General features: G+C 61.5%; 14 protein-coding genes and 2 pseudogenes. All 16 read right to left on the bottom strand.

From position 1 onward, the window contains the following. Positions 1-575 precede the first annotated feature (575 nt). Positions 576-977: a hypothetical protein gene (locus QX073_RS16710; protein WP_316202466.1), complete on the bottom strand. Its 402-nt coding sequence runs from the start codon at positions 975-977 to the stop codon at positions 576-578. Then, positions 970-1,068, bottom strand: a pseudogene (locus QX073_RS16705) (conjugal transfer protein TraD); the annotation flags it as partial. The pseudogene QX073_RS16705 and the gene QX073_RS16710, both read right to left, overlap by 8 nt. A gap of 67 nt (positions 1,069-1,135) precedes the next feature. Further along, positions 1,136-1,327: pseudogene (locus QX073_RS16700) on the bottom strand (conjugal transfer protein TraA); the annotation flags it as partial. Between the two features lie 302 nt (positions 1,328-1,629). Continuing rightward, positions 1,630-2,409 carry a GntR family transcriptional regulator gene (locus tag QX073_RS16695; protein ID WP_315715082.1) on the bottom strand — a complete coding sequence of 260 codons (780 nt, stop codon included), beginning with the start codon at positions 2,407-2,409 and terminating at the stop codon, positions 1,630-1,632. 12 nt (positions 2,410-2,421) lie between these two features. Beyond that, a complete protein-coding gene (locus QX073_RS16690; protein WP_316166460.1) occupies positions 2,422-3,699 on the bottom strand; it encodes an MFS transporter in 1,278 nt (425 codons plus the stop codon). 283 nt (positions 3,700-3,982) lie between these two features. Next, positions 3,983-5,341, bottom strand: a complete 1,359-nt coding sequence (locus QX073_RS16685) for a sigma-54 dependent transcriptional regulator (RefSeq protein ID WP_315715081.1) — start codon at positions 5,339-5,341, stop codon at positions 3,983-3,985. A gap of 18 nt (positions 5,342-5,359) precedes the next feature. Further along, positions 5,360-7,201 (bottom strand): ATP-binding protein, encoded by a 1,842-nt coding sequence (locus QX073_RS16680; protein WP_315825599.1) that lies wholly within the window; start codon positions 7,199-7,201, stop codon positions 5,360-5,362. Between the two features lie 173 nt (positions 7,202-7,374). Then, on the bottom strand, positions 7,375-8,088 hold the full coding sequence (locus tag QX073_RS16675; RefSeq protein WP_315825600.1) for a GntR family transcriptional regulator: 714 nt from the start codon (positions 8,086-8,088) through the stop codon (positions 7,375-7,377). A gap of 259 nt (positions 8,089-8,347) precedes the next feature. After that, on the bottom strand, positions 8,348-11,254 hold the full coding sequence (locus QX073_RS16670; protein ID WP_315825601.1) for a helix-turn-helix transcriptional regulator: 2,907 nt from the start codon (positions 11,252-11,254) through the stop codon (positions 8,348-8,350). Positions 11,255-11,956: 702 nt separating this feature from the next. Next, positions 11,957-17,596, bottom strand: a complete 5,640-nt coding sequence (locus QX073_RS16665) for a LysM peptidoglycan-binding domain-containing protein (protein ID WP_316226047.1) — start codon at positions 17,594-17,596, stop codon at positions 11,957-11,959. A 272-nt stretch (positions 17,597-17,868) separates the two neighbouring features. Beyond that, entirely contained in the window at positions 17,869-18,918 is a 1,050-nt protein-coding gene (locus QX073_RS16660; protein ID WP_316202441.1) for an EscU/YscU/HrcU family type III secretion system export apparatus switch protein, read from the bottom strand. Beyond that, complete coding sequence (gene sctT / locus QX073_RS16655) at positions 18,915-19,733, bottom strand: type III secretion system export apparatus subunit SctT (RefSeq protein WP_315751851.1); 819 nt, start codon at positions 19,731-19,733, stop codon at positions 18,915-18,917. Before sctT ends, QX073_RS16660 begins: the two co-directional genes overlap by 4 nt. A gap of 51 nt (positions 19,734-19,784) precedes the next feature. Continuing rightward, a complete protein-coding gene (sctS, locus tag QX073_RS16650; RefSeq protein WP_315715074.1) occupies positions 19,785-20,054 on the bottom strand; it encodes a type III secretion system export apparatus subunit SctS in 270 nt (89 codons plus the stop codon). Positions 20,055-20,078: 24 nt separating this feature from the next. After that, positions 20,079-20,726: a type III secretion system export apparatus subunit SctR gene (sctR, locus tag QX073_RS16645; RefSeq protein ID WP_315715073.1), complete on the bottom strand. Its 648-nt coding sequence runs from the start codon at positions 20,724-20,726 to the stop codon at positions 20,079-20,081. A gap of 9 nt (positions 20,727-20,735) precedes the next feature. After that, complete coding sequence (sctQ, locus tag QX073_RS16640; RefSeq protein ID WP_316226046.1) at positions 20,736-21,803, bottom strand: type III secretion system cytoplasmic ring protein SctQ; 1,068 nt, start codon at positions 21,801-21,803, stop codon at positions 20,736-20,738. Beyond that, positions 21,800-22,252: a hypothetical protein gene (locus tag QX073_RS16635; protein WP_315825606.1), complete on the bottom strand. Its 453-nt coding sequence runs from the start codon at positions 22,250-22,252 to the stop codon at positions 21,800-21,802. The genes sctQ and QX073_RS16635 overlap by 4 nt, the downstream gene beginning before the upstream one ends. Between the last annotated feature and the right edge of the window lie 3 nt (positions 22,253-22,255).

Below are 22,255 nucleotides of genomic sequence, written 5' to 3'. Positions count from 1 at the left end.
GCGGGTCGGCATGGTCGACACCTCAACGACCCGATTTGCGAAATCAAGGTCGTCTTGGATGTTGCACGACGAGCAGTGACCGATGATCGTTCAGATCAAAGCGCTGGTTCTCAAAGAGCCGGGCCCGTCATGGATTAGGACGTTCCGGGATAACGTTCCCGTCCCGATACTACTTTCACATCCCGAGCGCACCAAGCAGGCGCGGCGGGGTCGCCGAAGAATATGCGAGCATGAGCGAGAACTACAGCGCAAGCTTCGTCGTAAGGCGGACTGAGGTTGCCTCGACTGAAGGACCCTTGCGCCGGAGAGCTCCGTGCAAGCCTACGCCGCGCTTGCCACAACGACTCTCGGTCGAAGGAGTCGACGTAGTTAGTTCGGGTGGAGTTCTTGTAAGATGGCGTTACAGGGTCGTTGGTCAACATTGAACGGCACCAAGTTACGGTGGCCAGGACAGATTCTAGAAACACCGTCCCAACGGCGTTGGGGCGGCCCTGGAGCGCCTGGACCATCCCGAGATCGGCGGACGGCTCCTGAGCATCGTCTGCGCGAGGCGGCGCGCAGACGACTTGCCGATCTCAGCTCAGCCCGATCATCCGTGCGAAGCGGGTTGCTGTCCTCACCTCCGGCTGCTGTTCAATCTCCGGCTGTTCCGACCGGTTCAGCTCCGCCAGGGAGATCAGGACGATCTGGGCGACATATTCGATCACCATCGAGAACAGCTCACCGTCCGGGCTGTGATAGTCGATCCGCGTTGCCTGGCCATCCTGCACGGTCTTGACGACCGTCCAGCCCAGCGGATTGCTGGTATGTCGGATCAGTTCGCCGATGGTGTGAATCTGAAAACGTGATGGGTCCTGCCGCAGGATCTCGCGCGCCTTTGCGTTCATCGTCAGGATGCGCGCGCTCTCGACCCTGTTCTGACCATCCATGACCGGCACGGCCGCGATGATCCCGAGCGGCGATCGGTCCGCGATCATCGCCGGTCAAGTCCACGACACGAGCCTTGACGACGAGGCCGCCGAGTTCAATGAGATGCCGCGTGCGCTTGCGGCGCACGACCTGCCGCATATCATGCCGCACCCTTGCTGCCTGTTGACGATTGCGCGCCGCCCGGTTGCGCCCGAGAGCCGCCAGCGAAGCGGTCGGCGCGGCGGCCCGAATCGATGCGCAGTTCGGTCTCGAGCTGGAGCGCGCGGCTGGCGCGGTTGACCCGGCTGCCAGCCGCTTCGCGGGCAAGCTCAGCGTTCTTGTAGGCGGCTTCGGCATCGAGCGAGCCATAAGGCCGCACCTCCTCGAATACCCGGCGGATCTTTTGTAGTTCATCAATACCGGCTTAGCTCCACTTCCTCATAGCGCTCCAGGGCCTGGATGCCCGGGATGCTGAGGTAGCCCTCAAAGCGCGGCCGCTGCTCGTCGACCGTGAACGGTTCGAGCGCAACTATCAGGAGCGGCTCCTTGCGGTCGGCCGCACACGTCCGCAAACGTCGAGTAAGGTCGGCACGAGACTGCAGCTAAAGACCAGTTTGCCAGTCCACACGAACGCAAACGACCCACCAGCTCGATCGATGGCAACGATCGACCGTCGAACTTCGCGGGCGCCGTGAGTGCGAGACCACCAGGTGGGATGGTTCAGCCTGCAGCGGCGGCAATGGCCCAGCGCGATCTGGCCTCCCGTATCAATTCTGGCAAATTTGCGATCGTTCGGTGCATGTGGGCTTCCAGGCGCGCGCACGCGCGCGCGGCGTTCTGGCTGCGGACGCCGTCCGCGATATCAAGACAGTCACGGAGCTCGGAGTCCGGATCGGCGTCTTGGGAGATGACGAGGCATCGAATATACCGGCTGCGGTCGTTGAAGTTTTTTATCATTCGCAGCATCTCCTCGTTCCTCGATATCTGCGCGATCTGCTCGAACACACCCTCGATGGCGGCAGCATAATGCTTGGCGCGATTCCTTGCCGAATTCGCGGGCGGAAGCGCCGCCACTCTCATCGCGCTTCGGCCAAAGCGTACGGCCGACGACGACTCCAAAGCCTTCCTGAGATTATACGCGAGTACCAGCCGAGCAAACTCATAGAGGTCCTGCAGCTCCGCTGCGTCCGGGACCCTCGAGAAGAAGCCTCGCTTCGGAACGATATCAATCAGCCCCTCGCCATGAAGACGCTCGAGAGCTTGTCTCACCGGTGTCGCGCTCGCCCTGACGTAGTCAGCAAGCTCGTCGATGCGCAGGTGCTCGCCTGGCAAAATGATCTTCGACTCCGACGTCAACTCGTAATGTGTGACCAATTCCTTGATTCGGGCGTAGGCAACATCGACTCGATTGAATTCGCTGTCCATATCGATACCTGCTGCGCGAGGATTGCTGATCCGGCGGGCTTGAGCCGAAGGCTGCGCGGCGCGTCGCGCGCTCATGCGACGCGCCGCTCATCTCGCTTTCTGCTCACGATCGATCGCCGAGTGCCGCCGGGTGTCGCGCATGGCGAGATAGACGACAAGAGAGGTCGCAATGCAGCCGGTGAGGTAGAAATAGAACCAGCTTTCGTGACCGATCGACTTGAACCAAAGCGCGATCGACTCTGCCGTGCCGCCGAAGATCGAAACGGTCAACGCATATGGCAGTGCTACGCCCGTTGCTCGAATTGCAGTTGGGAAAAGCTCGGCTTTGACCACCGCATTGATCGAGGTATAGCCGGATACGATCAGCCACGCCGCCGCGATCAGGAGGAATGCGGTGAACGGATCGTGGACTCCCTGCAGCGTGTTCAGAAGCGGAATCGTGAACAGGGTTCCGCCCAGTCCGAACCCGATCAACAGCCATTTGCGTCCGATGCGATCGGAAAGGGCGCCATAGAGCGGCTGCAGCGCCATCGCGAAGATAAGGCTACAGGCGGTGACCATGGTCGTTTGATCATCGGTCAGCTTGACGGAGAGCTTCAGGTATTTCTGCATGTAGGTGGTATAGGTGTAGAAGGCCGCAGTCCCGCCCATGGTTAGTCCAACAACGAGCAGGACTTCACGTCGGAAGTGACCCAGCGCACGCAGCGAACTCCCCTGTCTTGCCGACTTCGCGCGGGTGAATACATCCGTTTCGTGCAGATTGCGGCGCATGACGGCGGCCACGACGGCCAGCAGCGCGCCGATCACGAACGGAATACGCCAGCCCCATCCCCGAAGCTGCTCCTCCGTCAGAAGCACCTTCTGCAAGACCAGGAGAACGACGATCGCGCAGAGCTGGCCGCCAATCAAAGTCACATACTGGAAGCTGGAATAGAATCCGCGGTTCTTTTCGTCCGCGACCTCGCTCAGGTAAGTTGCGCTGGCGCCATATTCACCGCCAAGGCTGATTCCCTGCACGATTCGCGCGAAACCGAGCAGGACCGGCGCCGCAAAGCCGATCGACGCATAGGTGGGCGTCACGGCGATGATCAGAGAGCCGAAGCACATCATCAAGACCGACAAGGTCAGGGCATTGCGGCGGCCATGATGATCGGCAAAATGGCCGAATAGCCAGCCTCCGAGCGGGCGGACAAGAAAGCCGGCGGCAAACAGCAGCGCGGCGTTCAACTGCTGCACGACCTCGTCGCCCTCAGGAAAGAACGATTTGGCGAAATACAACGCAAACGCAGCATAGGCGTAGAAGTCATACCATTCCACCAGATTTCCGATCGAGCCCACGAAGATCGCGCGCAAGCGGCTACCCATCCTAAGGCCGTCACGGCGTGCTTCATCGGCGGCCGCAACGAAGGTGGGGTTGATAGCTCGCTCAAAATTCATGGCGTCCTCCGAGTGCACGTTTTCTTAGGCTCTAAGGCCAATCGTGCTCATGCCTGAGCAACCCGCGTGCCAGCCGGCCGCGGCCGCCGACCGCGCCGGCAAACAAAGCCATTTCAGATGGTTGCATTGCGCCCCGCGTGAAACGGGCTCGCGGCGCTCAGCGGAATTCCGCCGATCCGCGTCGGCGTGTGAGCGGGAATCCGCCTCGTGCCTAGCAGGAGGTTCGGCTGGGTCGCAGCAAGCCGTACCTTGCCATTTTTTCGTTGAGCGTCCGCCGTGGCACGCCGAGACTTTCCATAACCGCCACAACCGACCAGTTGTGCTCCAGCAAAGACGCCTCGATCAGCATGCGCTCATAAGCTGCGACACGCTCGGAGAGCGAGCGTCTTGCGCCCGCTCCCTCGGCCCGCCGCAGAATTTCCGCGACGCGGCGACCCGTTGCGGCCAGGCCGAGCGCGTAGCGTTCAGCCACGTTCTTCAATTCCCGAACGTTGCCTGGCCAGTCATGGGTCAGCAGCGCATCGAAATCCTCGGCTCCGAGTGGGGTCAAGTCACGGCCGCTGCGCCGGGCGGCTTCCGCGGCGAAATGCTGGAATAGCAGCAGCACGTCGTTGCCCCGTTCGCGCAGCGGCGGCAGACGGATCTCCGCCGCGGCCAGGCGGAAGTAGAGATCGGCACGAAAGCGGCCGCTGCGGCTGTCGGCCGCGAGATCGGCCTTCGCGGCGGCGATCACACGGACGTCGATCGGGATCAGCCGGTTCGATCCCACCCGCTCGACCACGCGCTCCTGGAGAACGCGCAGGATCTTGACCTGAAACGCGTGTGGCATGCTTTCAATTTCATCGAGCAGGAGGGTTCCGCCGCTGGCATGTTCGAACTTCCCGATGCGAGCCCCGCGTGCGCCGGTGAACGCTCCCGCCTCGTGACCCAGCAACTCGCTCTCGAACAGCTCGGCGGGGACGGCCGCGCAATTCACCGCAACGAAAGGAGCTCGTGCCCGCGGACCAAGGTCGTGCAGTGCGCGAGCGACGACCTCCTTTCCCGTGCCGCTCTCGCCGAAGAGGATCACATCCCTGTCGTGCTCGGCGAGCTCGCCAACGGACTTTCGCAGCGTGGCCATCGCGGGCGATGTCCCGAGGAGACGTCGCTCCAGCTCACCTTCGGCGCCGAGCCGGCTCGTGAGTTGCCTGAGTTGACGCTTCAATCCTGACTGTTCTGCCGCCCGCGCCAGCACGGCAGACATATGATCCGGGTTGGCAGGCTTCTGCAAAAAGTCGTAGACGCCCTCGCGCATGGCCGCAACCGCGAGTGCAACGTCGCCGTGCGCAGTCAGCAGTATGACCGGAATGTCGGGATCGATGCGCTGCACGTCGCGCATCAGTTCGATGCCGGATCGATGCGGCATCCGGAAGTCGGTCAGTACCACGTCGGGCAGCTCGGCCTGAAGCATCGACAGCGCCTCGTCCGCATTTCGGGCGGTGCGCACGTCGAAGCCGCCCAGCTCCAGCCATTGTCTGATCGAGCTGCGAACGATCTCCTCGTCGTCGACGACAAGAATCGATTTGCTCATCCACATACCCCGATAGGTCTAGGTCGGCGCGGGCGGCGCCGGCAGGGTCACCCGAAACCGGCTTCCGATTTGCAGTTCACTCTCAACCGAAATCGTGCCTCCGAGCTCCCTCACGATTCCATAGCTGATTGAAAGACCGAGGCCGAGCCCTTCACCGATTTCCTTGGTGGTGAAGAACGGATCGAACAGCGACTTCATGTGATCCGCCGAGATTCCGCTGCCGGTGTCTGCGACCTCGATCGTAACCGTGCTCTCCGCACGCCGGATGCAAACGCTGAGAACTCGGCGCGGGCGGTCGCGCATCGACTGGACCGCGTTGGAGAGCAGGTTGACGAAGACCTGCTCGAGACGGATCGGGTTCGCTTCGACGTGAGCCGGCTCCGCGGGCAAGTCCAGGACAACCTCGATACCTTCATTTCTGATCCGGTACTGCAGAAGCCGCATCGCATTGCCAAGTGTCACACCGACATCGACTCTGCTGGTTGCCCCGGTCTCCTTGCGCGCGAACATGCGCAAGTGACCGATCAATGCCATCATTCGCTCGGCTATGGATGACATCAAGTCGAGGTTCAAGGCCGTTCGTTCGATCTCGTTGCGTTGCAACAAGACTCGGCTGCTTGCGATGTAAGTGGTGAGTGCCGCGAGTGGCTGGTTGATTTCATGCGCCACCCCCGCCAGCGCCTGTCCAAGACTGGCAAGCTTCGCACTCTGCACCAGGCTCTCGTGGGTTTGTCGCAGCTCCTGTTCGGTGCGCGTCCGTTCCAGGACTTCACTCGTCAGCTGACGATTGGCTTCGCGCAGCTCCATCGTGCGCTCCGCAACACTTCGTTCCAGCAGCTCGTTCGCTTCGCCCTTGGCTTTCATCGATTGCCGCCATTGATAGGCTACAAGTCCAAGCAGCTGTATTGTGAGAACGGCAAAACCGGCTGTGGCGGCGACCGTCATTGCATGCCGTCGCGCGTCTCCGATATCCGAGAAGATCAGGAGCTGCCACCCATGCGCCGGCAGATGCCGCGCACGCAGCGCATATTCGTGAACGTCATTGTCGTCGCCCAGTCCGACCGATACGTTGCCTGATGCCGCCGAGGAATGCAGGATCGGGGCATTCTCGATCGTGTCGCCGAACTGCCGGGACTTGTTGAGACGCGCGACCGCGCTCGAGGGCAGCGTTCGCAGCGGGTGATATTTCCACCGCGCGCGGCTGGCCAGGATCACCACACCTCCTTCATCTTCCATGGCCACCAGATCACCGGCCCTGACCCAATCGGCTTCCAGCGGCGTCAAATCGATCTTCACGACGGCGACCCCGATCGTAAGCTCGCCTTCCGTGATCCGTTGCGACAAGAAGTAACCAGGCAGGCCGGTCGTCACCCCGACGGCATAGAGCTGCCCTTCCCCGTCACGGATTGCGCTCTGGAAATAGGGGCGAAAGTCGTACGCATGCCCGACGAAGCTCTTTGCTCCATCATAATTGCTTGCTGCCAGCGCCACCCCTGCCGTGTCCAGCACGTAGAGCTCGGCCGATCCCGCGGCCTGATTTAGCGACTTGAGATAGCGGTTGGCTGCTTCGACGACTGCCTCGTCGCCCGGTGTCCGGAACAGCCGGCGCACCGGGTCGGCGAGTGAAAGAACCGTGGGCAGATATCGGAAGCGGGCAACGGTTGCATCGAACGTGCTGCCGATCAACGTGAGCCGATCATCGGAATCGCGGCTCATCTGCGCGAGCCCAGCGCTCAGGGCCAATCGGTAGGACAGCAGCGCGACTCCCACGATTGCCAGGATGGCAATGGCCGCGATAACCGGCCAAGCCCTTGAGAGCTCACGCGGCAGTTCCAGTCGGCTCGAAAACCACGCCGACATTGATACACTCCCGCTCACGCCAGGGCTCGAATGATGGACCTGACCTACGCTTCGGTCACCTCGCGAATTCTCCCCGCGCATGCCGGATCCAGAGCTTCACCCGCAACCGGAGTCTTGGACCCTCTTACAGGTCGAAGGTCGATGTGCCCCAGGCATTACGGTCAAAATGAGATCTATATGGCCGCGGCCATCGTCCAGCGTGACCTGGCCTCCCTGATGAGCTCAGGCAGATCGACGATCATCCGGCACATGTGCGTTTCCAATTTGGCACACGCACCTTTCGGATCTTGATCGCGGAGCAATTCAATCAACTCGAGACATTCGCGTACCTGGGCGCCTTGATCCGGGCTTTGCAGGATCGAGAGGCATCGGACATACCGGCTGCGATCATTGAAGTTCCGCATCATTCTTAGCATCTGCTCGTTTCGCGACAGCTGCGTGATCTGCTCGAAAACGCTTTCGATGGTCATCGCATGATGTTTGACGCACTTCGTTGCCGAGTGGCCCACTGCAACGGCTTCCACTTTCATCAAACCCCGGCCGAGACGCGCGACCGAGGACGGATCGAGTGGCCTCGTGATATTGTGCTCAAGAACCAGCCGGGCAAATTCATACAGGTCCTGCAGCTCGGACGCGTTCGGAACCTTGGAAAAGAAGCCTCGCTTCGCGATGCTGTCGATCAGTCCCTCGCCTTGCAGGCGCTCCAGCGCTTGGCGCACAGGCGTTGCGCTCGCATTGACGCGATCCGCCAGATCGTCAATGTGCAGATGCTCTCCCGGAAGCACCCGGACCTTGCTGTCAGGGACCAGATCATAGTGGATGACGAGGTCCTTGAGCTTAGTGTAAGCGGTGTCTACCTTGCTGATATCCCCGTCTGTATCACGCATGCCACGTCCCCTTGAACCACCCTAGGCGGACGCAACTTGCCGGCCGCGGACGTAGCACCGGAGAGGCGTATGCCTTGTTCCCGGATTGCTCCGACCGCGCCGACGAGCACGCATGAACGGGTTCGGCGACGCCCGACGTCGAACCCTTGCCCTGCTACTCGTTGTCCGCCCATGACTGTCATTTTTTTACACACTGTAAGCTTACGCACTCATTGCAGCCGTCACCATCATAAAAACTATGCAATCGATGTGTACTGGTTCACTGGAGCATGCTGAGACGGTGTCTCATCGCGTAAGCGGTTGCAGCGGCGCGTGAGCTCACGCCGATCTTCATATATATGTTCGCAATGTGTCTGTTGACGGTCGGCACACTAAGGCGTAGTTCCGCGGCAATGGCCTTGGAGCGGCTGCCGGCAGCGAGCTTGCTGAGGATCTCCATTTCTCGCGGCGAAAGATCATCAGGGCCTCGCGCGTATAAGTTGCGCGGCCCGACCTCGACTCCCTCTATCCGTGCTCGATCGACACGCTCCTGCCAGCTTCGCATGCCGAGTGCTACGAACTGCTCGCGTCCCCGCTGCAGCAGCGCATGCGAGGACGGCTTGTCGCCTGAGGTTCCCGTCACGATCGCCTCGTCAAGATCGACGAGCGCTCGGAGGCAGACCTGGCCTGCCCGCTCAAGGTCGCCGCGGGCCTTTGCGAAGTGTGTGCATGCCGCAACCGTGTGACCCTGAAGGGCGGCCAGACGTCCGAGGATGAATTCACGGCATTCACCGGCTGCACCGATCGTGCTTCCGTGTTTTGGAGCGCGGACCAACGCTTCGAACCGGCGCGCGCGCTTGACGTCCTCACGCTGCCAGGCGGCGCAGACCCCGAGCCCAAGTGCATCATCCGACAGTTGTCTGTCGCAATTTGTGTTCTCCAAGGATCGGAGCAGCGCCTCGATGCGAACGTCATATTCGTTTTCGCCAGGCAAGAACGCTTCAGTCAGAGCGGCGAAGCCGAGCACGATCTGTCCAAGGCGCACCGGATGATCCTTGACGATCTGCAGCGCACGCGAAGCGATTCTGCCGATTGCCGTCCAGTCGCCACCATACAAATAGGCCCGCCATGCGACCGCGGAAAGCTCCAGGGCGAGATGCAACCGGTGCCACGGTCCCAGTCGGACAGCCAGCGCACGCGCGTCGCGCAGCGCCGCGTCGGAGCTTGTCAAATGGCCCAGGCTCGCCTCGGCAATCGCGAGAGAGGTTAAGGCCTCGATCTGGCCAGGAAGCGACCCGAAACACTTGGCATCCCGCAACAGGTCGTGCGCAGTTTCGACCCCCATGGCGAGTTGTCCATGGCGATAGATCCAATCATGGGTGACGACCTCTCGAGCCCGGATGATGGCCGCCGGACTCTGCCATTCGGCGGCCCAACGTTGCACCTGCTCTGTCTGTTCGATTGATCGAGGAGCATACAGGTCGAGCGCCGAGGCACGGTCCTCTTCGTCTCCAAGCTGATGAACGAGATCGAGCGCACGCGGATCCGGCGCGTGGTAGATCGTCTCAAACGTCCCGTCATTCCATCGGCATCGCCAGTGCTGTCGGAGCACCTCCAATCGGGCCCAGTGCAAATCTCGGCGAGCACCGCAGGCCTCCAGTCCGCGCTCCACCAGAGGCTGCCACATCTCGGTGGGAGCGCCGGCGTCGCGCAGCCTGCGGGCAATCGTCACCAAGAAACTCATGATCCATGATGGCTGCCGCTCCCAGCATCGGCCGAACAGAAGGCGCGACGTCGCGTCGGCGGCTTCGACGTCGAGTGATGCGGCCTGGGCAAGCGCGAGATCACGAAGCATCTCGTCCGAGACAGCATCGCCTGCGAGATCGCAAGCGATCCGAAGGAATGCAGCTTCGTGCTCGCTGATATAGTTCGCTCGCGCGCGCTCGGCTGCCTTCAGTGCGAAGACCCGGCCGATCTCGGCACCCGCGATGCGCTGTGAAGCGTGATACTGATGTGCAATCTCTCCGGGATCGGCATCGAGCTCGGCGAGACGCGTCGCCGCGCGCCGATGCAAGATCGCTCGCCGGTCGGGGTTCAGTTCGTCGTACATGGCACGCCGCAGCAACGCATGCGCAAAGACGTAGCCATCACCTCGCACGACGAGGACCCCGGCCCTCATCGCCTCGTCGATATGGTCGAGAATCGTCTCTTCGGAATCCGATATCAGAAGCTGCAATCGGCCGAGATCGAAGCCTTCCGGAAATATCGCAGCGATCCGTAGCATCCCCAGGGTCGGCCCCGAGAGCCGCGCGAACCGTCGCGACAGCAGCGGACGCAATCCGGCCGGGATGCCGACACCGTTGGTCACGAGATCGGCGGGCCATTGGCCCTGGCGCCCCGGAAATCTTCCCTCCTCGACGAGGTGGTTGAAGAGCTCGCGCACATAGAACGGATTGCCGCCAGTCTCACGATGAATTGCCGTCGCAAGCGATGCGGGAAGCCGCTCGCCAGCCAACGACTCAAGCATGCGCATCGTGTCCGCAGGCTCGAGCGGCCGAACCGCGATCCGGTGAAGTTCGCTCTCACGCGCCATCGCACTGAGTTCCAGCGGCTCGCCACCGGTCTCGTCGGGACGGAGGGTCATGACGGTTAGCAAGGGGAGAGATCGCGTCGAGCGTAAGCAATGCAGCAACATCGACCAGGATTCGCGATCGGCCCAGTGCAAGTCCTCCAGCACGAGCAACAGTGGAGATTCGACTGCAACCGCATGAAGCAGATGAACGGCGGATTCGAACAGCCGAAACCGCTCGTCCGGTCCGGAGAGTCCTTTGAGAGCAGGAAGATCCGCAGCGGCCGCGAACGCCGGCACCAGGCGAGACAGCGGCCGAATCATATCATTGCGAGCATGGTTGAGGAGTGTCGGCTGCTCGCGAGCCCATTGGGAGAACGTGTCGGCGAACAATCCATAGGGCAGAGGTTCGGCCATCTCGTAGGCGGCCCCCCTCGCGACACAGAAACCGCGCTGCTTCGCAGTTAGGGCCAGTGCCTCGACCAGACGGCTCTTGCCGATACCAGCCTCTCCTATCAGGACCGCGCCGACAGCGCGTCCATTCGTGCTCGGGAGAAGCTCGCGAAGCCGGTTCGACTCCTGGTCCCTTCCTATAAGCGGAACACCGCTATCCTTCATGCGCTAACCAATGGCCAACCTACACGATACTCTTTCATGGCTGCGGCACGACGCACTGCCGCCCGTGCGATTCAACCGTCTCCGACAACTTAAGATTGCTTTGAGAAAATATCAGCTCGGCACGATAATACCAAGCGTCAAATCAATGTTGCGCTGCGCATATGGGACTCATCTCGCGAAGACTGTCGCGCAATCGCGACCGGCGAGACCCGAAGGACTCAGATCGATCACGATCTCCATGGCCAGTTCAGCCAATGATTGCTTGCCCTAAAAGACACACAACCATCATGAGGTGCAACTACAAAACTCAACCGAAGCATGAAACATCATTGAGTCGTTTTCTTGACGAAATTCCCCTGGCCCAACGAGCTGGCGATCGAGGAATCGCGGCGACGCCGTTCTCGACTACTCGGCGTCGGAGGCGACGCACACATGGGCCAAGCATCTGCTGCAACGCCGGAGAGAACCATGCGTTCGCATACAGGCTCAGGAGATAGCGATGGCCTCAGGAGATCGCGGGTCCTTCATATCGTCCAACAACGCACCTTCAGCGTTCGGCGGCTTGGTGCCGAACCCCGACGCGCGAATCATTTCGGAGCGTCGGATTGCGCGCATCGGAGCCGCGGCAAACCAGTGACGAGTGCTGCTTGGCACATGACATCCGGCACGCAGATCTACTGAACCGAATGTCAGAACCGTTCCTTAGGGCCGGAACGATTCGATGTACTTGATCAAACCCTTGGCGCCGAAAGAAAGTCCGGAGGTCCACGCGTCGCGGGGACGGGCCCTCGCCCATTTCTTTGCTGCACCACTCTTCGCAACGGACCCGACCGCTGAACGCGTTGCAGCAAGGCCGACCCCGACAGCGACACCGACATCGGGACCAATGAGCGCCCAGTTCCCCGCGTGAGCGTGTACATCAGCCGCTACCAGATTGCCCGGAACGAGCCCAATCGCGCCGACAAATTGAAGGCCTTTTCCGGATTTGGTTGATGTTTCCCAACTTGACTTGGTGGGAATATTTACAGTTGGAGGAGCCAAGTCCTTCTTGTTTGCAGAGATGGCCTTATTGTAGCTCATCAATTCTTTCGTCGTGCGCCCCGTTCTCCGCGCCACCTGCACCCATGTCAGCCTGCCCTTCGACGGATCTTGGACGTCACGATTATCGTAGACGCGGTCGACCGAGAGCTTGTCACCGACCCAAGCCCCGGCCCGCGGAAGCTCGTAAGTCTGGGGGATCCAAGTCCGGTTCTCGGACACGATCTTTCTGACTGTTGTGCCATGCTCCTTTGCGAGATCCCTCAGAGATTGTCCCGGCTGGAGATCGACGGCTTGCTTTTGCCCGGGAACGTGCAGATTCTGGCCGCTCATCGACAACAGACGTCGGAGAGGCACACCGGTTTTTTTGGCGATCTGTTCCCATGTCACGGCTGTTGGGTTGCTGGCCGACGAGGCTTGGCCCGGAACGTCAATCCGCAAAGGTGCACGACTGTCCTTGTTTGCCGTGATCAGCTTCTTGATCCCGACACCATGCCTGCGAGCGAAACTCTCCAGTGACTCGCCTGGTTGCAAGCGATCGGTCGTTGCCCCGCGAAGCACGCGGCCACCGCTCGCTGCATCATAAACCCGTCGTGGTGGGATGGACAAACCACGGTGCCCGTTCGCCTCCAACAGCCGCTTCAGGCTGAGTCCCTGATCGGTTGCAAATTCCCCGTAGGTCACGCCATTCGTGACCTGACGAAGCCGCTGAGGAACCAGGATCTCGGCGGGCGCTACATTCTTGGCGTTGGCCTTGGCGATCGATCGCAGCGAGGTGCTGTGGCTGTCGAGAAACTCCTGCGGGCTTTGACCGGCTTGCACGCGTGCGTCATCGACTGCCGGAACGGATGCGCCTGCGGAATCCTTCCGAGCGGGGATCGACCATCCATGCCGATCCAGGTTCAGCGCCACGAGCGTCTTGACATCGACCCCCTCGCGCTTCGCAATCTCGGCCCATGTCGCACCAGAACTGTTGAGAGCGGTAACTGTCGGATTGATGTCTTGAACGCTAGGATTGCTTCGCGTGAGGTCGCGCGGTATGAGGCCAAGCCTTTGGGCAATGCTGACCATCGTATCGCCTGGCAGAACGTCGACTTTCGTCCCGCGCGAGCGCATCAGCGCTTGGGAGCTCACACCATTGCGCAAGGCGAAAGCTGCCTGCCCAAGACCGAGCAAACCGTCCGATATGGCGGCGGCCCTGTCTGTATGCCATCCACTCGCAGCCTTCATGAAATTGATCGAGGCGTTGGTCCCGAAACTCGAGGCGACGACGGCGCGAGCCGCCGCTTCACGAGACGACCCGAGCCACGTCCTAACCCGCGCATGCGCCAGGGGACTGTTGAAAAACGCGCGACCTACTGGATTAAGATCAGCGATGGCCTCGCCCAATGCCGGCGCACCATGCGTGGCCAACACCAGTTCGCCGGCAACGGCTGCCGATGCTGCGGCGGGCGGAGCGGCAGCGACCCATTCTCTCAATCGATTCGCGATGCGCTTGGCGCCGCCTCCCGCCTGAGGTGTCGTCGAGGCGGCCAGAGCCCAATCGGCCGCGTGATCTTGGCTGATTGGCGTATCCTGCAACCCCAAAGCGGTCTGCCGGAACGATGCGAGTGCCGCTGGATCGCCTCCGAAAACCGCCTTGTGGAAGTCGGTCTCCCCCATCCGGTCGCGAATGGCCTCCGCGATCTTTGCCTCCGTCGCATAGGGCGATGTGCCGCGGCGCGGCACGACCTGCGAGGCGAGAAACTCGGTCACACCTTCGTTCAAGTTCGAATGCGGCCGGCTTGAATCAACGACCAAGGTGCTTGCGAGCTTCTTGAACGATTCCGAGGTCAGTGCATGCACGGCCTCGTGTGCGACCACGTCCGGGCTCAATCTGTCGGTCCGCACATAGACGCGATGCCCCTGATCCGATGCGATGCTGAAAGCATCGACGGCCGCCGGATCGTGCTGGCCGCCGGCTTTTTGATATGCACGGGCGAAATCGGCAGGATCCATGGCCTGCAGCCGGATGCCATTCGGCGCTGAGCCGCTCGTCCGACCTTGATAGGCGTCAAACACCTTCCTTCCCGCGTCGAGCGCAGCGGGCTGTCCGGCAAGGCCCGCTTCGGTCGCGGTGCGGGATCTGCTCTGCTGATAGTGATGAGAAGCCACACCGGAAACTGTATTGAGTCCGATGGACAGATAGTCTTGCGTGGTCGGCGCCTTGCCTGACAGGAGGCCGGGACCCGCAGTCAGCATGGTGTTCGCGCCCAGCTGGGAGGCTGTCTGATAAAGCGGGTTCGACACGAGGCCATTCGGCCGTGCCGCGCTTGAGGTCCGCACGGCGACCTTGCCGTCGACGAACTTCGTCAGACCGCCAGTCACGCCGGCCATCGCGACATTCTTGAAGTACCCCGAGAACGCGTCCTTCATCTGCGCGTTGGCTTCGTCCTGCGTGAGCCGTCCCTCGGAGAGCTGATACTGGGACTCGACGTAGGTCCCCGCGACGTTGCCGAGGCCCATGACCCCCTGATTGGCGACCATGACCGTTGATCCGGTTGCCAGCTTCGAGACGACCGAGCTTGCAGCCTGGTCGAGGCCGCGCGTAACGAAGGCCTCCGTCGCTCCGCCCGTCAACGCCCCGCCTGCTGCGCCCAGGGACTGCACGCCCGATACGGTCGCATCGACGCCCGCCTGCTTCACTTCATCCCAGCTGCCGCCACCTTGGAAGAAGTTGTTGGTCAGCGCCGCATCGAGGGAGACGTGAGAGCTGCTGTGAATGTCGCCGCCACCGAACACAGTCGCTGCATTCTGGGCCGTGTCGATGGCTTCTGCCGTTCCCGTTCCTACCAAGGTGCCCGCTGCGAGGGCGGCCAAGACAGGCGCGCCGGCTCCGGCCGTGGCCATGGTGACAGCGGTCGCAGCCGCGGCGATCGCGACGTCGCGCACGACTTCCTGTGCACTCGACCAATTGGCGTCGGTCTTGCGCTCGTTCTCGAACATCCGGTCATTCTGGGTGGCCAGATTACCCATGATGTTCAGATACTCGCCGTTGACCTCCTGGGCAGTCATCCCTCTCTGATTTTTCTGCAGGGCCGTGAGCGCCTCTTTCTTGTCCTGCAGATCCGACTCGAGCTCAGACCGGTTGGCACCGAACAGCCCCCCGACCCAATCGCCGCCCTTCTGCAGAAGGCTGCGGTTGCCGAGCGCTTTGTCTTCCCTGCCGATGGCATCCTGCAGCTCATGCAGCCCTTGACCGATATCCACTCGCGCGTTCGCGTCCTTGAGGCTCGCAAGCTGCTCAGCGACCGCGCCATCGCTCAAGGCACCCGGATGCTGCGCAAAGAATGTATTGTACGCATGCGAGAGCGCGCTCTGGTCAGCGGCCGTTTGCGGATCAAGTAGATTTTGCGGCAACGTCAGCCGAAACTGGGAATCCAGCAGCTGATATTGAGCCAGCTTCTGTTGAAGTTGTGCATATTGAAGCGATTGCTGAGCCGTCGTCAGGGCGCTGCCCGCTTTGGTGAAACCCACAGCCTGTACATTGCCAGCTTGTACCAAATCAGTGTTGGCGGACTGCCGCGCGGTTGCGACCGCCGCCTCGCTCTGTGTGACACGATAATCCTGAACCAGCCTGTTGGTCGTTGCAGCCAGCTCTTTCGTGATCAGGCCGGCCGATGCCGCATCAGTTCTTGCCTGCGCTATCTGCTGCAACACCGGCGAGTTTGAGGGCAAGGGAACATGGCTATAGGTCTGCTCCAGATTAGCCAATGTCGTATTGCGCCGGTCGGCGTAGGCAAGCCCGGTTGCCGACTTGAAGCCCGCCGTCGCAATGTCGGACATTGTCGAGAGCTCGCGCAACTGATGCTGCGCTTGGTTCAGCTTGAGCTCCGTGGCGGCCGTCGGATTCTTGATATAGGCGGCCTGCGCATCCGAGACGGCCTGGTGGCCCTTGATCAGGGCGAGGTCGGTCCCGACTTTGTTCTGATAGGCGCTTGCCTGATCGTAGTCGATCTTCGCCGTGGTAGCGGTCTGCCGGGCTTGCGGGGACAATTTGGCAAGATCGGAGTCCTGCGCTGCCTCAAGATCGGTCTGCGCTGCCGCCGCAAATGCCACTCGGTGCTGAGCCGCGGCCCAGCCTGCATTCTGGTAATCAGCGTTCCCGTTCGCGAGCTTGAGATCGAGCGATGCCTGCTGCGGATCGCTGCCGCGCGTTGCACGTACGGTGTACCCCAATGGATGCAGAGCGTCGTTCACCCGATCCTGGGCATCCTTCGCAACCGTCCCGTATTTCTCGGAATTCGAAGCATAATACTGGAGCTGGGCCTTGCCCTGCGCGACCATGCCGACATCGGCGTTGAGCTTGCTCCGCGCGACGGTGAAGTCGTCATAGGCGCGCAGCTGCGATGGCGTCAAATCCGCCTGGGTCGGATTTTCGTTCTGGTCGATCGTGACCCCGGCTTTCTTCAGCGCTGTGGAAGCGCTCTCGAGCTCTTTCTTGTCCGCCGCGGCCTGCTGCCCGTAGACGACGCTTTTCCCTGCCGCAAGGTCGGCGCCCGCGGCATCAAGCTTGCGCTGGTCCGTCGCCAGCTTGTGTTGCTGCGCATCCTGCTGCTGATTCAGCAACGACAGACGGTGCAATGTTCCGGCGCTGATCCCCCGGTCCATCTCGGTGTCCAGACGGCCGAGCTGCGATTTGGTCTGCTCGAGAGCAGCCGTATCGGCGGTGACCTTGGCCTTTCCCTCGGAAACCTGGGCCGAGGCCGCGTCGACGAGCGGGGCACCTTTCCGCGCGACTGGATCTTTCACGGTGACCGGCGGCGGTGCCGGCTTGTAGTTCGCTGCGGCGGCGTCGATGCGTTGTGCAGCACTCAGATTGCTCTTGGCCGAACTCAACACCGCCTGGTCGGCGGTGACTTGCTGCTGAGCGGCCGCAACCTGCTTCTTCAGATCGTTGATATGGGTTTGATGGGCAGCCGCCGCGGCGCCGGCGCCGCGACCGTACCCGATCGGAGCCTTCGTGCCCTGCGCATCAGTCAGCTCGCTCTGCAGTTTATGCAGCTTTCCAGCATCACCATCGAGTGTCGTCTGCGCCTTTGTCTGAACCGCTTTTGCCTGCGAAACGGCGTCTGGGACCGGCGCCGCCGACGCCGGGGCGGGAACTCCCGGACATGTTGCCGCCGCTTTCGGCGGAGCAGGCGGGCCAAGCAACACAGGCGTCGGCTGCAGAACCGGACCTATGAAAGGCCGAAGGGGCTGAAAGAGCGGCGAAGGTGCGGTCGATGATGATCCAACGCTGCGCGCCGAATTGCGATCGAGCATGCCCGACGATGATGCCGCGGACTTCGGCCGCGGAGGTGGCGGGGGTGGGGGTGGGGGCGGAGGAGGAGGCGGACTGGCGACAACCGAGCCACCTGCGTCATCTATCCGCATTCGTGCGTCTCCCCGTTAGCGGCGGCGGCTCTGCTCTGGCAGACGCAGTTCGTCAGCCATGCAGCCCGCTCGGCGATCATGTCCGAGCGACAGTTTAGGGCATCAGCCGGCGGCCGATCCGAAATATATTGTGAAAATACTGTCGGGCAGCACGGCTACACTCAGGATATGCCGCTCGCGCGCAAGGCCGACACCACCGGCTGGAAAAACTCCTCGGTGATGTAATGGTCCTGAGCGATGCGGCGATCGAGTTCCTCTGCGAGGTCTGGATTGCGGAAACGAGGAATGCCAAGCTCAGCCGCAGCTTCGGTGAGATTGTGCGCACGGACGGAACGTCCTTTGCACACGAGCCTTGGGACCTGTGTCTCACCCGGAACATAGCGCAACCCGACCATCACATCGTCGCCCTCAATGACCAGTGTTGCGCTTTCGATTCCTCCCCGCCCTCCCCCGTGCGCCAGCGATTGACGCTGACGGCGTTGTGCGGAGCGCACCTCCGGCAGGCCCTCCTGGTCTCTCCGCTCGCGCTTCGCCTCGCTTCGTGTCATCCGCATCTCGCGCATGAACAGTCCGCGCTGCAAGAGAACGTCGATAAGGCCGCCCACCATCAGCACGACGATTGCCGCGACGACGAGCGGTGCCATCACCGCCCCGATCACCGGCGCGAGGCACGAAAGGCCGCATCCTGGCGTGTGAACCAAGGAGTTGAGCGACATCTCGAGGACGAAAACCGAGATCGTGACGAGCAGGGTCGTCTTGACCAGACTCTTCACCAGCTCGATCAGGCTCTTGAGCGCGAAAATTCGCTTCAAACCCTTTGCGGGATGCAAGCGCTCTGCGCGGGGCTTGATAGGGTCAAGGCTGAAGACGATCCCCTTGGTGACGGCGACGTTGACGACGAGGGACATTAGGACGACGATGGCCGCCCCCCTTGCAAGGTATGGCACGGCGGCTTCGTACATCATCGTTCCGATCGTGCCCGCAGCTTCCCGAAACGGTTGCCCGCCCGCATCGCCCACGAGCATCATGGCTCCCCGTAGCCGCGCGAAAAGCTCCGGCAAGATCAGCCAGAGATAGAGCAGCATGGACGACAGGCATGCACCGGCGACCATATCGGTGCTGCGAAAGACCTGTCCCTTTTCGCGCGCCTTACGTAACTTCCGCTCGCTCGGAGGCAGCGTCCGCTCCTCAGTGCCGCCATCCTCGCTCATCGCAGGAACTGCCCTAGCTGGTCCAGGATTCCGGTCAACTCTCCAAGCTGAGTACCGAAGTGATCGAGCAGAAAGGCCGCATAGAGCGGCAGAACCAGGAAATAGACCAAGTTGCGCGCCGCCATCGAAAGATCGAACACATTCAACTGCGGTGCGAAACGGGCAATCACCATCAGCGCGAACATCGCAACGAACATGGCCGCCAGCACTGGGAATGCCAGGATCAATGCCAACTGCAGCACGCGGACGAGCATTTCCAGCGCCAATAGGCCGCTCTCCGCGCGTAGCAACGGCGCGAGCTCAATGACCGGCCAGAGCCTGTAGCTGCCATAAAGGGCTTCGACGACGCTATGAAAGCCGTCGGCTGCGACGAACAGAACCACCGCAGCGAGCATAAAAAGCGTGCCAGACGCGGTGGACTCGGTCATGGCGTTGGGATCCTGAAGCTGGGCATCGGGGGCCTGACGTTCGTAGTCGAGCAGGTCGCCCGCGACCTCGGCGGCCCAGAACGGGATCCCAAGCAGCAGACCAAGGAGCCCTCCGATGATCGCTTCCTTGAACCCGACCGCGACCAATCGCAATGTTTGCGTGCCGATCGGAGGAAGCACCTCAACAAGTCCGGTCATGACCGGTAGCGAGATCGCGACCACGAAGGCACCACGAATCAAGCCGGTCAGCCCGAGGCGAACAAACACCGGAAAGGTCATGACGAAGGCGCTGGGACGCGCGATGGCGAGCGCCAACGAAAGAAGATGACGGAAGACGAGATTGGCCCCCGCCTCGATGCTGTCCAACGGCATGAGGTCAAGCCCCATCGCCACTCCGCGTCGCCCATGTCCCTCCGAGCACGATGAAGGGAAGGCCCGTCAACGCGTCAGTGCAGGAAAATCCGCAAGGATCTGATCGGCATATTGGATCAGCGGTGCCGCCAACACTGCGCCGAACACCGCCAGCGTGGCCACGACGGCAATCAGTTTGATCGTCTGCGGCAGCACCTGATCCTGAATCTGGGTTGCGGCCTGAAGAATTGAGACGAAGAGGCCAACAACCATCGCCACACCCAGGGGAGGCATGGCAAATATGAGAACGACCGTCAGACCCCTGACCAGATGATCGACGATTGTCGCTTGGCCCATTGCTTCCCCTCCCCATCTCGCAGGCTATCCGTAACTCAACACCAGGCCATGCATCAGCTTCGACCAGCCCTCGACCATCACGAACAAGAACAACTTGAATGGGACGGAGATCGTCGATGGCGGCACCATCGACATGCCAAGGGACATCAAAACCGCGGACACCACGAGATCAATCGCGATGAAGGGCAGATAGAGCAGGAAGCCGATCTCGAAGGCGCGCTTGAGCTCCGAGCTCATGAAGGAGGGGACGAGGATAACGAGATCTTCGCTCGATAGCTTGGCCCTGCTGCTATCGGGCCATAAGCTGCCGGTGGCGGTGACGAAAAACTCCCGCTCCGCGACCGTCGTGAACCGGCTCAGATGTTCGCGAATTGGCTGGCCTGCCCGCTCAGCAGCATCTTTCCAGTCGGTAAAGGTTTGAAACTCGCTGGGACGATCATTGACGCGCTCATACACGGTCTCCACTAGCGGCGCGCTGACATAGGCCGTCAGAACCAGCGCAATGGCATAGAGCACGAGGTTTGGAGGCGTCTGCTGCACTCCCAGCGCGTTCCGGATCAGGAACAGGACCACGGCGATCTTGACGAACGATGTCATCGTCACGACGACAAAGATGATAAGGCCAAGTCCGGCGATGACCGCGAGAACAGCGAACAAATTGAACTGGGTCACGGCTTCAGCTCATTCGTGATTGAACAATCTGTTGATCCGCACGCCGAGTGCCTCGCCGATCCTGACGATCTCGCCCTGCCCGATCCGCCGATTCCCCGCGTGAATCTCAATTGCATGTCGCGGATCCCGACCGAGATTGAAGACATAGCCGGGCGCGATCATGCGCAACTCGCCGAGAGGTATCTCGAGCTGGCCGATCTCAAATAGGAGCTTGATCTGGAGGTCGTCCAGGCTCACATCGTCTGCGCCTGTATCGACGCTTTCATGTGCCGTCATGTCCACAGCCGTCCAATGATGATGAAGATCGCCTCTGATCTGGTGCAACGTGTCCACCACTGTCGCGTCGCTTCCCTCGAAGCGGCATGAGGTGAGACGACGCTCGCCGAAGACGGCGGCGACGCGTCCATCCGGCATCGCGTGTTCGATGATCACGATGTCTCCCGGCCGTAAGCTCGCAAGCAAGCGGGCGCTAACGCGCGTAACACCAAGCCGGAAGGCCGCGCAGATCGGAACTCCGGCGGCGGCAGCCGGACCCAATGCTTGAACTTGATTTGCCAAACGGGATTCGTATGGCTCTGGTAAAGACAGGTAAGCACTGAACGATCGTTCGCCAAACCTGCCGCGACACAGGATTCCAATCGAGTCCGGAACGCTGCCATCGAAGGAAGCATGCGTGAGGATGACGGGGAGGCCGAGCGTCTCCTCGATTGCATCAAGTATGGCGGCGCAGGCGAACTCGATCAGAAGCAGCAGATCGGGCTCGGCGAGCGTAGTTCGAGGCGGACCATCAATCGCCTGCAGCGTTGCATCGATCACCTCGACAGGCAGACTTACGGCGCATGGATCACCGCCGATCGTAAAATGCAGACGACACGCCGGCCGGCTCCAAACGCCCGAGGAGGCGCCCGAGAAGGAAATCCGCAGCGGCAGACCCGCCAACTCGCAGGTGAGTTCAGCCAGTCGCCGACACCAACGACGGGCACGTAGAACATCAGCGATGGATAGCACGTCCGGATGAAATTCGGTGATCTCACCGTCAGGCGCTCCGCGCCTGCGAGCGGGGAATGGCGCGTTCATGCTTGCCGCCCCGCCGCCCTGCCGTCCGAATTAGCCATCTCCTCTAGCAACGTCTCACGGCCCTCGCGACGGCGACGTGATTGCTGCGATAACTCATCCCACTTGCGACGCCTCCGATGAGCCTTCACGAATTCGAGGCGTAGACCCTGAACTTCGTTACGCGCATGGTCGAGCGTACGGATGCTCGCAAGGCGCTGCTCGGCAAGCGCCATTGCCAGCGACTCGAGGCGCCTGAGTTGCGCGTCAAGTTGGGTGATCTCCCGCGCGGAAATTGGACGCCCTACCATCTGCTGGTAGATCTGACGTTCGCGTGCGCCACGCGCCGCTGCTTGCAACGCGAGCGCATGATTGATCTGCGTCAGTTCTGCAGCCGCTTCGACCTGTGCCTCCACGCCGCGCTGAAGCGCGGAATTCGCCCGCCGCTCCCTCTCTCCGAGAACGATCCGCATCCT

This window comes from Bradyrhizobium sp. SZCCHNS3052, assembly GCF_032484495.1.
In the GTDB taxonomy this organism is placed as follows: Bacteria; Pseudomonadota; Alphaproteobacteria; order Rhizobiales; family Xanthobacteraceae; genus Bradyrhizobium.
Note: the sequence above shows the minus strand (reverse complement) of the source record. Positions and strands in the feature narration are given on the sequence as shown.

What these genes read in the sequence shown, in the direction of transcription:
- QX073_RS16675 (WP_315825600.1), bottom strand. Translation starts at nt 8,088, where the DNA reads ATGCGTGATACAGACGGGGATATCAGCAAGGTAGACACCGCTTACACT.
- sctQ (WP_316226046.1), bottom strand. Translation starts at nt 21,803, where the DNA reads ATGAACGCGCCATTCCCCGCTCGCAGGCGCGGAGCGCCTGACGGTGAG.
- QX073_RS16665 (WP_316226047.1), bottom strand. Translation starts at nt 17,596, where the DNA reads ATGCTCGATCGCAATTCGGCGCGCAGCGTTGGATCATCATCGACCGCA.
- QX073_RS16680 (WP_315825599.1), bottom strand. Translation starts at nt 7,201, where the DNA reads ATGTCGGCGTGGTTTTCGAGCCGACTGGAACTGCCGCGTGAGCTCTCA.
- QX073_RS16710 (WP_316202466.1), bottom strand. Translation starts at nt 977, where the DNA reads ATGATCGCGGACCGATCGCCGCTCGGGATCATCGCGGCCGTGCCGGTC.
- QX073_RS16685 (WP_315715081.1), bottom strand. Translation starts at nt 5,341, where the DNA reads ATGAGCAAATCGATTCTTGTCGTCGACGACGAGGAGATCGTTCGCAGC.
- QX073_RS16690 (WP_316166460.1), bottom strand. Translation starts at nt 3,699, where the DNA reads ATGGGTAGCCGCTTGCGCGCGATCTTCGTGGGCTCGATCGGAAATCTG.
- QX073_RS16670 (WP_315825601.1), bottom strand. Translation starts at nt 11,254, where the DNA reads ATGAAGGATAGCGGTGTTCCGCTTATAGGAAGGGACCAGGAGTCGAAC.
- sctS (WP_315715074.1), bottom strand. Translation starts at nt 20,054, where the DNA reads ATGGGCCAAGCGACAATCGTCGATCATCTGGTCAGGGGTCTGACGGTC.
- QX073_RS16660 (WP_316202441.1), bottom strand. Translation starts at nt 18,918, where the DNA reads ATGAGCGAGGATGGCGGCACTGAGGAGCGGACGCTGCCTCCGAGCGAG.
- sctT (WP_315751851.1), bottom strand. Translation starts at nt 19,733, where the DNA reads ATGGGGCTTGACCTCATGCCGTTGGACAGCATCGAGGCGGGGGCCAAT.
- QX073_RS16635 (WP_315825606.1), bottom strand. Translation starts at nt 22,252, where the DNA reads ATGCGGATCGTTCTCGGAGAGAGGGAGCGGCGGGCGAATTCCGCGCTT.
- QX073_RS16695 (WP_315715082.1), bottom strand. Translation starts at nt 2,409, where the DNA reads ATGAGCGCGCGACGCGCCGCGCAGCCTTCGGCTCAAGCCCGCCGGATC.